General features: G+C 31.8%; 5 protein-coding genes. 1 reads left to right on the top strand and 4 read right to left on the bottom strand.

Going from position 1 to position 12,159, the window contains the following annotated elements; translation table 11 throughout:
* The first annotated feature begins 107 nt into the window (after positions 1-107).
* Positions 108-4,208: a two-component regulator propeller domain-containing protein gene (locus OM075_RS11040; protein WP_301190572.1), complete on the top strand. Its 4,101-nt coding sequence runs from the start codon at positions 108-110 to the stop codon at positions 4,206-4,208.
* A 115-nt stretch (positions 4,209-4,323) separates the two neighbouring features.
* Here OM075_RS11040 and OM075_RS11035 read toward each other — a convergent pair whose 3' ends face one another.
* The 4 genes from OM075_RS11035 to OM075_RS11020 form a co-directional block, all read right to left on the bottom strand.
* Positions 4,324-5,190: a tetratricopeptide repeat protein gene (locus OM075_RS11035; RefSeq protein WP_301190571.1), complete on the bottom strand. Its 867-nt coding sequence runs from the start codon at positions 5,188-5,190 to the stop codon at positions 4,324-4,326.
* A gap of 403 nt (positions 5,191-5,593) precedes the next feature.
* On the bottom strand, positions 5,594-7,324 hold the full coding sequence (locus OM075_RS11030; RefSeq protein ID WP_301190570.1) for a RagB/SusD family nutrient uptake outer membrane protein: 1,731 nt from the start codon (positions 7,322-7,324) through the stop codon (positions 5,594-5,596).
* Positions 7,325-7,436: 112 nt separating this feature from the next.
* Positions 7,437-10,586 carry a SusC/RagA family TonB-linked outer membrane protein gene (locus OM075_RS11025; protein ID WP_301190569.1) on the bottom strand — a complete coding sequence of 1,050 codons (3,150 nt, stop codon included), beginning with the start codon at positions 10,584-10,586 and terminating at the stop codon, positions 7,437-7,439.
* A 20-nt stretch (positions 10,587-10,606) separates the two neighbouring features.
* The gene (locus tag OM075_RS11020; protein WP_301190568.1) at positions 10,607-12,151 is read right to left on the bottom strand and encodes a fasciclin domain-containing protein; all 1,545 of its coding nucleotides are present in this window, start codon (positions 12,149-12,151) and stop codon (positions 10,607-10,609) included.
* Positions 12,152-12,159 lie beyond the last annotated feature (8 nt).

The following is a 12,159-nucleotide window of genomic DNA, read 5'->3' as shown; positions in this document are numbered from 1 at the left end:
GTTATAAACAAAGAGAACACATGAGAATTCACTCACCTCTATCCTAAAACAATTACATTTGTTTGATAACAAATTTTAAGAGATAGGTCAACAAATTATATACTTTCATGAAAAACAAACTTCCAATTCATATTCTTTTTACCATAACCTTTATATCCATATCATTTTTAACTGTTGCACAAAATATCAAAGTAAGTCAACTTCCAATTATGAATTTACTTCCGTCGAATTCTGTATACAGAATTTTTCAGGATAAAGAAGGATACATGTGGTTAGGAACCCAGGATGGGCTATGCAGATATGATGGATACCGAACAAAAATTTTCAGATCAGACTTTATTAACCCAAACTTACTAAGCAGTAACGAAATAACTGCATTTACTGAGGATTATAACCATAACATTTGGGTAGGAACACATGAAGGATTAAATATATTAAATAAAAACACCTATACTATTACGCCTCATCCTGATACAACAATAATACACGCTAGTGTTTCGAGCATGATATGTGCAAGCGACAGCACTATTTGGGTCGGATATAATTCCGGTTTAAAAAGATATAACAAAGATTTAAGCTTAAAATTTGATTACACTCATTCTGGCCAAAACAAAAGTGTACTGCCCAATTCAAGTATAAACCAAATTTTTGAAGATTCGTACCAAAACATTTGGGTTATGATATGGGGCCAGGGCTTATTTAAATACAACAAAGAAACCAACCAATTTATTAAGTACCCTAAAATAGGAAATCAGGATAACCCGTTTAGGATATATCAGGATTCAAACAATAATTATTGGATAGGAACATGGGAGGAGGGTATTTTTCATTTTAATCCAAATACCATCTCAAATCAGACTTATACAAAAATACCTCAACCAGAATGGGAAAATTCGATTAATACTTCCCGATTCTTTAGTTTTACCCAGGATAATAACTACGAATACATTTGGGCAATGTCATTATCTGGTTTGAGTACTTTCAAATACAATAAAGATGGTAATACTGAGGCAGTAAATACTCGTAAACTTTTTCAGAATACAAACAATATATTTAGCGAAATCATTAAGGATCGCGATGGTAGTTTATGGATTGGAGCCTTTAGTGAAGGTATTTTTAAAGTTGATTTTAATAAGCCAAAAATAAACAATTTTCCACTCCATCTATTAACAAGCAAAAGTGATATTGCTCCTTCATTTACATCTTTATGCGAGGATAGTGAAGGTGACATCTGGATCAATCAAAACAGAATTGGTCTTTTTTGTTACAGTCCTAAAAGTGGTACCGTAAAGTTTTACAATGAAATCAATGAACTAAAAAGCTTCAACGAACTCAAATATGTTACACATATTAACTATATCAGTGGTTTAAATGAAATATGGTTAACCAACTCCAGTAATTCAAAAATCATCAAAATAAAGAAAGAAAATGGTCAGATAAAAAATGTTAAACATAATTTGCTCAGTCAGGTAGCCAATGATTCAGGCATTGCAAATCTAATATTTGAGGATAACCAATCCAATGTATGGTTAGTTAGTGATAGAGCTTTATTTGTTCAACCATTTGGATTAAATGAAATTGTTCTTGTAAAAAAAGATTTAGGCGATATTACCTCAATTACTCAAGACAACAACAATACAATATGGATTAGTACTGATAAAAAAGGAATAAACAAGATTAATTTACCTCACGAACTAAAAAGAGATGAAATAAAAGACCTGGCGTTTCATAACATTAACAATAAACTAATCAATAAGCATATCCAAACTATAACTGCAGACTTAAGTGGAACCGTGTGGATTGGAATGAAAAGCGGAAGTTTAATTGCCTATAATACCACAACAAAAACCTTTAGTAACAAAACTATTGATTGCGGTTTAAAAGGAGAAGCCATTCTTGATATCATTGCTGACAAATACAATAACATCTGGATTACTACCTATAAAAAAGTAATCGAATATAATCCCAGAAATAATGCTTCAATTTCCTATTCATCACTTGATGGAATGCAGATTAATTCGCATTTAAAAAATTCATTATTTAAAACTAAAGACTCCAAGTATATTTATATTGGAGGAAACAGGGGATATTCAAGATTTAGTCCTTCAGAGCATTTACTGGTTCCTCCTGTACAAACAAATGTAAAAATTACCGATGTTAAAATTCAGAATTCATCTATACTGGATTCATGCCAAATAAAGAAGTACAATAAAGATAAAAACACACTCATATTATCACCAACAGATAAAAATATTGAAATTTATTTTTCAGCACTTGATTATAGTAACCCTGAAAAAATAAAATACGCCTATAAACTTGATGGTATTGATGACAACTGGGTATATGTAAAAGAAGACCGTCAATTTGCCGTATACAGTCAACTAAAAAAAGGTAAGTACAAATTTCATGTAAAAGCATCAGATGCTCATAATTTATGGAGTAATCAGATCACAACGCTCAACATTATCAGAGAACCTGCCATATATGAAACAACTGTAGCTTATATCATATATATTATAATTATTACATTGTTTGTTGCGATCCTTATTTATATAATGATTAACAGGATTAAACTGAAACACACCATTAAAATGGCTCAGTTTGAGAAAAATAAAACGGAAGAATTAACCCAAACCAAGTTAAAGTACTTTACAAATATTTCACACGATTTATTAACTCCTTTAACAATTATCTCATGCTTGATTGACGATACAGAATCTATCTTGCCAAAGAAGCTATCCCAATTTACCTTAATGAGGTCAAATGTTTCGAGATTAAAGCGCTTGTTGCAGCAAATACTGGACTTCAGAAGAATTGAAAATGGTAAGATGCAACTTAATATAACCAATTCAGATATAGCATCATTTATCAATGATATATGCTACAATCATTTTTTACCCATATTCAATAAAAAGCAAATCAATTTCTCTTTTCATTCTGCTCATAAGGAAGTAAAAGCATATTTTGATGCAGATAAAATTGATAAAGTACTATTTAATTTACTTTCTAATGCTTTTAAATTTACACCTGAAAACGGAGAAATATCTATATCATTAGAAACATATATTGAAAACAATCACGAATATCTTACAATAAATGTTAGTGATACAGGTATGGGCATTCCTCCCGAAGATTTAGATAGTATTTTTACCAGATTTTACACCAACAAAACTATAAAAGCCAGTGATACGCATGGTATTGGTTTATCATTATGTAAAGATCTTATTGAGCTGCATCATGGATGGATTTCTGTTGACAGTAAATTAGAAGAAGGCACTACTTTTACCATACATATACCTATTGATAAAGGCAGCTATTCTCCCAATGAAATTGCCACCTATAATCCTATTGGCATCAGTGAAAGTTCTGAGGCTAATCCTGACATTGTTGACATCAACAATATTGAAGATCAGGAGTCAGGCTCTGCGGAAAAACTTTCAAATGTAAATATATTACTGGTAGATGATAATTTAGAGTTGCTTCAGTTGATGAAACATATACTTTCAAGAACTTACCATGTACTTACAGCTACCAATGGAGTTGAAGCTTTAGAACAAGTAAAATCTGCCGATATTGATGTAATTATTAGTGATGTGATGATGCCTGAAATGGATGGTATTGAATTGTGTAAAACCTTAAAGGGAAACATTGAAACCAGTCATATTTCAGTAATTTTATTAACTGCAAAAAACAGTATTAACGACAGAATAGAATGTTATAATGCAGGAGCAGATGCCTATATTTCAAAGCCATTTGAAATGGGTGTTTTAAATGCCCGAATCAGTAATTTTATTACTCATAAAAAAAGTAAGCAGGAGGAGTTTAAAACTAATGTAGAGCTCAATATCTCTTCATTGGAAAATCATTCAATGGATGAACAGTTTATGAATAATGCCATTGAAATAATTGAAAAGTATTTATCGGAAGCTGATTTTGATATCAATACATTTGCGGAAGAACTAAACTTATCAAAATCTTCACTTTATCGAAAGATTAAAACAATTACAGGCCTCTCTCCTATTGAGTTTATCAGAAATATTAAATTAAAACACGCTTCGGTAATGTTGAAAAACAGCACTACTTCTATAGCTGAAGTTGCTTATGCTGTTGGATTTTCTGATCCTAAATATTTTTCTTCCTGTTTTAAGTCTGAATTTAATATTACACCTAGTGAATTTCAGAAAAAACATGTAATCAAATCAAATTAATGTAAATACATCAGAATTTAATATTTAAGTGCTATGAATATTAAATTCTGATATATCAAAATCATAAGGAATTTATGATAATAATGAATCGTCTCTTTGTATGACACAATAGATGCTATTGTTTATATTGAGATGCTAATTCCTTTTTATCCAGTCTGCTATAAACATTATATAAAACCCCTTTCAAATTATCGTTTGGTTCATTATTATATACTTTAAGCAGATATGGTAAAGCTTTCTCATAAATAGACTTACTGTGCTCTAAAGATTTTCGGTAATGGTCATAATCAACTCTGGTAGGACTCTTTAGTTTTTCATATTTCTTTTTTTGAAGATTGTATTCTTGTGAGGCCTTTTTAAAATATAGATTACCAAGACTTAAGTTTGCATTTTTATGATCTGGATTATTATTTAAAACCTTAAGAAAATATTCTTCAGCTTTATCAGATTGCTTTAAATGTTGATATCCGTATGCGGAATAGTATAAATAATCTACATCATTAGGATTGCTTTCAAGCATTTTATCAGAGAATCCGATTAGTTTTTCGTATTGTTTCGATTTGATATAATAATTTACAAGTTTTGGATTAACCAGATAAGCAAGATCAGGAAAAGCAAAAGCCTCCTGAAGCAATCCAAATTCATAGTTTTCACCATCATTTTTTTCATTTGTTAGTCCAATGAAGGTTTCATAAATATCGTACCGCTTTACTCTGTATTCTATCGATTTTTTTAAATACGCTACAGCTTGATCTGAATTCCCAAGCTCTTTATTTGCCAAACCGGCAAAAGCATATACCAATCCTGAATTAACCGAATCCAGATCACTTTCGAACAAAACCTGACATTCTTCTATTACCTCAGTATATTTTTGATCCATCAAGTACTTCTTACAAACATCAATTTTTGCATTAACATCTTGTGCAAGCACAACAACTTTGCACAAAAATACCAGGGCGGTAACTAAAACTACTTTTTTCATTATTTTATTATTTATTTTTCTTATTCTTAATAATCTAAACCGTAATTGTATATCATTTAAAACCACCAATTTACCCTTATATATTCTATTGATATACTCACAATTAAACACAGTACAACTATATTTTAATGGTTACTATCCTACTTTCAGAAATAGATCAATAAGGTTAATATTCAGGCGAGATATACAATTCGCAAAATTACTAGATTTAGTAGGTTTCGCAAATTATTAATCTTTGAAATAATTGGATTAAAAAATAAAGAGGCTGACATATCGTTCAGCCTCTTTAAATAATTAAATCTATTAGTCACGATATCAAAGATGATTAATACGAGAAAATGTAGTAATGATCATTATTGATATTTTTTCATTCATGTGTCATGAATCTATGTCATTTTAAATATTATTCTGTTGGCCAGGGAAGCCACCAGTTATTTTGATCATTTAATTTAGCTTTTATCGATATACCATCTAAACCTTCTTTTTCAAATTCATCGGCAATCTTTTGAGCCAAATAATATGATGCTCCATTATCCCCATCGGTTTGTCCTCTTCGCATTGAAATTCGAACTAAATCGGCCCATCGGTTACCTTCATAAGCCAATGCCAACGAAGCCTCTTCAAAAATGGCATCTTCGAGCGGTTGACTGAAAGCTGCGGTATCTGCTGGATAAACTGTTGATTGAAGATTACCTCTACCTCCTCTTACACCTGCATTTCTGTGCCAGATTCCACGAACTCCAACCGGAATTTGACCTGTAGCATCCATACGTGCATCAAAATCATATGGCCATGGTTTATTTGTTCTTTCAAGGTAAGTAATATCCAATGCATCAGGATCGGTATATTCAGACTGAACTCCAAAGTTTAAAAGCGCATACGCTAACCTTGATTCATTATCTCTGTTGGCAGCCTCACAAAATCTTAAATGGAGTAGTGCCGCTCTGTACAAATACCAAAAACCATCTCTGTCATAAGGTGTAGCGGGATCATAGTTTTTAATATACTTGGTAATAACGGGACTTCCATTCATCTCCTCCCAGGTATATTTGCCTCTGGCATCCCATGTTATATTGTTTAATTGAATTTGACTATCCCAGTTATCCATTGCATACTGAGATGGAGCAACTAAATACTCTCCTTTACCTGTATTAGCAAATAATTTTATAAAAGGATTTGTTACAGAATAGTCTGCATCAAAATACATAGCCCAAATCCATTCATCTAAAAATATAGTTCCATCTGTTCTGGTAAAGATAGACTCCCAACCTTTTCCCGGATCATCAATCAAAGATTCAACATCATCAGCTAAATATCTGGTGTAACCTACAACCAAATCATCATGATTAACTACATCTCCCCATACCAATCTATATTTATTATATTCTGATGTACCGGAAAGCATCATTAAACTTTTATAGGCTTTAGCTGCATTATTATATTGATTATCCCACAAATACAAATCTCCTAATAAACAGTACTTATTAATAAAAAATACTTTATCATCATCGCTGATTAATTCTTTATCAGAATAAGTATCAATTACAGGAACAGTTTCCATATCAACAATCAACTGACTAATAAGAGAAGTTAGAGGGACTTTTTGATAATTTTGTAAAGTTTTTAAATCATCAACAGTTTCAATCGGTTCTGTTATATATGGAACAGATCCAAACTGAATACCCAACTGCAAATACAACCATGACCTTACAGAAACAGCTTCTGAATAATAAATGTTATAGTTATCCTTAGTTATACCATTATCATCCAACATGATATTTAAATTCTTAATCAAGTCGTTACAGTCATTGATAACCTTATAAAAAGGACGTGGATCTGCGTATACATTGCCGCTTGAAACATTATGCTCATTTAAATCAATCAAATCCTGATTTGAGTTTGATGTAACTGTCATTAAATCTCCTCTCAGCTCATTCAGCACAACATATTGTTCACTCAATTCCATCAGTTCACCATATATACCCTTTATTACAGATTCTACATCTGAAGTTGTAGTGTACATTTCATCTTTAGTCAGAATATCACTGGTTTCAGCATCCAGAAAGTCCTGACAACTCATAAGTGATACTGAAAAAGCTAATCCTACATATAATAATCGAAAATATTTATTCATCTCATTATTATTTAATCTTATAATGGTATTCAATGAAACTGACTAAAAAACTACTTCTTTCTATGTAAAATAGTTTCTTAGCTCGTTTCATTATTTTTATAAATCTTAATTCTTACAATCCTATTTTTACTCCTACTAAAACAGATGTAACCTGAGGACATAACCCTAAATCAATTCCCTGGAACAGAGAACCAGAATTAACACTAAAGTCAGGATCTCTTCCCAAATAATCAGTTAGCGTTAACAAATTATTCCCCTTTACAAAGACTTGAAAATTTCGGATTACTTCTGATTTCACAGGTAGCTTGTAAGATAATGTAACCTGCTTAAGTCGCATGAATGAACCATCTTCAATCCATCTATCAGAAAAGCTGCTGTTGCCTTGAGGATCGCCATATGATAAATGTGGCATATCTGTTTCTTGTCCATCATAATTCCATCTGTTAAGCACAGCTTTAGTCTGATTTTCATAGCCACTCATTGATTCAAGTTTATATCTTTGGTAGTTATATACATCTCCACCAAAACTATAATCCATTACAGCATCAAGAGTAATATTTTTAAACTGAACACTGGTTGCTAAATACCCTGTAAAATCAGGATTTGGATCTCCAACAACCTGCATATCATTTTCATTGATGATGCCGTTTCCATCCAAATCATCAAAATGCATATCTCCGCCCTGAAATGGAGCTGTTGTTGTAGCACTTGTTTCATAACTTAATCCGGCGTTTGCAGCTTCCACATCACTTGCATATACCCCATGCGTTTTATAACCATAAAAAAGACCTGCTGGATTTCCTTCTTTACTTATAACATAACCATCTGCTATTTCTGTTATAATTTTATCTTCCGGAAGTTTTTTAATTTCATTTTTATACATAGAAATACCTGCTTCCAAATCCCATTTGAAATCCTTACTATTAATTATTCGTCCTTTTAAACTTAAATCTATCCCGGAATTTTCCATTTCTCCCTGGTTGTCGAAATAGCTATTATAACCTGTTTCAACAGACGCTGGCATATTAACTAACATGTTGGATGTGTAGTTATTAAAATAATCTACAGACAAATGAAGTCTTTCTTTGAGTACACTTAAATCTATACCTACATTTAACTTATTCACAGTTTCCCATTGTAAGCTTTCATTTTGCAGATTTGCTCTTAGTAAACCTTTATACAACATAAATTGCGTATCGGTGTAATAAAGTTCTGATTCATAATCACCAATATCATCGTTACCAACAACTGTATAAGATGCTCTTAATTTTAACAAGTTGATTAGATTGCAATCTGCCATAAAATTTTCAGAAGAAACAATCCATGCTGCTGAAGCATTGTAAAATAAACCAAATTGATTATCAAATAAGCTTAACCCCGGAGCTTCTGAACCAAAACGTGAAGATCCATTTAAAGATAACTCTGCATTAAAAAAATATTTGTTGTTCAACATGTATTTTCCAGAAACATAATAAGTGATATCATTCCAGTTTCCGTTAGCTCCGTATAATGAAACAAATTCTTTATCAGCATCAGCAACATCTGTCATCTGATCACCTGTTGAATTATAACCGACAGCCCAATCATTTGTGTATCTGTTAACGGTTAACCTTCCACCAGCAATCAAATCAACATTTGATTTATATGACAATGCTTTTTTCCACGATATTCTGGTGTCGCTGGCAACTGAATGAAATGCATATGAACTTCCCGCCATACGATTATCACCAACTCCATTTTTTAAGGTATCATCAACTACTCCAATTATTGGACTATACAAGCTCTCTTTTGAATTATCATAGGTTAGTCCTAAATTTTCACTGATCTTAAAATTCTTTGAAAACTCATAACTTAGATCCACGTTTCCGAAAAATCTTGAATTATTTCTACTCCCCTCAAATCCTTCCATAATAGATTGGGTATTACTGATACCAAATATATCCACATCTTCCAGGTTTGGAGAAAACTCACCTGTTTCTGAACGCTCATTTGCAACAAAAATAGGAGCCTTTACCAAAGAGGTATAAATAGGGTTACTATTTAAACTTGTTCCTTCATCAAACATGGTTCTTTTTTCCTTTGATATGCCAAGGCTTGTGCTAACCTTAACCTTATCAGACATATTAATATCTGCATTAAGGTGCGTATTAAAACGTGTATAATCGGTTTCTTTAACTACACCATTATTAGACATATAACCTACGGACAAAGAGTAGGTTGCTATTGGATCTCCCCCGGAAATATTTACCCCAATATTTTGAGAAAATGAATTTTCAAATACTTTTTTCTGCCAGTTCGTATTATTATGGTAAGTATAGTAACCTTCACTATTAGTATGGTCATTCATATATGGCAGCGCACTAATATCATTACCAGACATACCACTACTTAACAACATGTCGTTTAAATATAAACGGTAATCAGAAGCATCTAAAACAGGAATTTCATCCGGAGCTGTCTTTAACTCACCTGACATGGTAAACTCAATAGATGTAGCGAGTTTTTTAGCTCTTTTTGTATTGATATAGATAATTCCATTAGCACCCTTTGCTCCATAAATAGCCCCTCCATCTTTTTGAATAGTAATATTCTCTATATCATTTACATCAATTAATGATAATGGATTATAAAAGGCATTATTTACAATTGAAGATGAATAAGATTTACTATCATAAATCTGACCATCTACAATTATTAAAGGCTGACAGTCTGAATACATAGAATTAAAGCCTCGTATATAAATATCGGAGCCCATACCCGGATTACCTGAATTGGCTTTAATATTTACTCCCGTAACTTTATTGATTAAATTCTCAGCTGAGGAACCACCATTTTTCCAGGTAAAATCTCTGGTATCAATTATATCCACAGATTTAGCAGAAGAATAAAGCTCTTCCTGATCAAAACCTAAATTTGCCTTTTTGTAAAAAGAGGTTGTATTCTGGTCTCCAAGATATATTTTAATTGAATCCTTATTAACCACATTCACAAGTTTTGTTTGATAATCTTCTTTACTCACATAAAGCAGTGCATTATCAAACACTTTTAACGAAAACGAACCATCTTCTTCTGTGATTACAGCAGAATAGTCAGGAATACTCACATTTACCAATGGTAAGGGCTCCCCTGTTTCAGCACTAAACACAAATCCATTTAATGTACGTTCTTTATTATTTGAATCCTGTGCATATATGAAACAAGTACTTACCTGCAACAAAAACAGAGGTAAAATAATACCACATATTTTACTTAGCTTATGCATATACTTATATTTTTTCATTATTATTCAATTATTGGAACTAATTTGAAATAATCCAGATAAATAGGTGTATTCACACCATTTCTACCTTCTACTCTAAGTCGTATATAGTTATCAAAATGGAAAGATCCCTGATCATCAACTCTATAACTAATACTACTATTTAATAAATCAACCTCAAATTGACCCACATATTGCTCTTGTATATTATCCGTATAAGAAGGAATTAAAAAATCTGAAGTATACAGAATATTATCAACCAATTCCTCTTCTTCGTTCATGGTATACTCAACCAGTTTCATACATTGCGATACTGTTGAGCCTTCTGCTGCTTCTGATTCAGTTTCTGTTACTGAAACCCAATAAATATCGTATTTACAGGTATAAACATCATCAATAAAATAATCAACATATCTTAATGAATAAGTTGAAGATGGAGACGTTATACAATGACTATTTGAAGCATAATTTCTGGCCCAAGTAACAATGGTACCTTCAGCATCAGGTAACTTAAAAACAGATTGGGTATTAATATTTAAAGAATCCGGATAAGGATACTCAGCTTCTATAAATATCTCTTTTATTCTATCGGTTACAGGTAAAGAATAATTATTGATAAAGTATACTATTCCATTACTTGCTTTATAGGATGATATTACAGAACTGGACGTTACCGGAATTGGCATTCCTGAAACAGACTCCAGACTTCCTGAAATGGTCTCATATTCTTTATTTGCAACTAAATCTGATACGATATGCAACATACTCATACTATCTGTTTGGGTATCTGTTGCTTTTGTATAGTATTTTCTGAATTTACCATTCTCCGAAGAAAAAGAAGCATCATCCATTATGAAAAAAGTATAAGTACTGTCTTCACATGAAAGGTCTGCAATAAGATCCATATAAACATTCGACTGAACCATTCCTGATATGGTATCATAAACGGCTTCTCCTGTTTCTGGATCGATACCAGTTTGGGTAGCGCTATCCGCATTAAATACCATGTAAGTTAGAGAATTTAAAAAATCCACCTCATCATAGTCTAAATCCTTAATATATTCCCAAATTGTTGATCGAAGAGTTATTGGTGTTTCAATGGTATGAATAACACCATTTGACACCACTAAATCTTTTGAATCACCAATTTGTATATTATCAATTGTTTTATCAGAATAATTAACCCAGAGTTTTTTACCACTGGCCATTTTTAGATTTACACTCCCACTATGATCATCATAGGTTATTTTATCATATGAAATATGATTCAATAAAAAGGACTTGAGTTGATCTTCTTCTTCCGGAATAAGACCTGCATTATTGGATAAAGCCGCATTGGTAGGTACCCAAATGGTATATATTTTAGAAGATGAAATTTCCTTAGCTATACCAGTATTTTCAAGCAGAGATACAAATTCTGAGTAATCACTATTAGCTTTTAATGATGTTAACACATCACTACCGGCAACACCTCCATCTATTTTCGTATAGTCATCCCATTGATCAGAACATCCCCAGATTATAAGAGAAGCTAGTAAAAGGGAAATAAATATAAATTTATATTTCATGATATATC

Origin of the sequence: Plebeiibacterium sediminum, assembly GCF_026013605.1 — a bacterium.
GTDB classification, from domain to species: Bacteria; Bacteroidota; Bacteroidia; order Bacteroidales; family Marinilabiliaceae; genus Saccharicrinis; species Saccharicrinis sediminus.
This window is presented reverse-complemented; position numbering and strand designations above follow the sequence as displayed.

Bases quoted from the DNA above. Each gene is read 5' to 3' on its own strand.
- OM075_RS11040 (WP_301190572.1), top strand. From the start codon at position 108: ATGAAAAACAAACTTCCAATTCATATTCTTTTTACCATAACCTTTATA.
- OM075_RS11035 (WP_301190571.1), bottom strand. From the start codon at position 5,190: ATGAAAAAAGTAGTTTTAGTTACCGCCCTGGTATTTTTGTGCAAAGTT.
- OM075_RS11030 (WP_301190570.1), bottom strand. From the start codon at position 7,324: ATGAATAAATATTTTCGATTATTATATGTAGGATTAGCTTTTTCAGTA.
- OM075_RS11025 (WP_301190569.1), bottom strand. From the start codon at position 10,586: ATGCATAAGCTAAGTAAAATATGTGGTATTATTTTACCTCTGTTTTTG.
- OM075_RS11020 (WP_301190568.1), bottom strand. From the start codon at position 12,151: ATGAAATATAAATTTATATTTATTTCCCTTTTACTAGCTTCTCTTATA.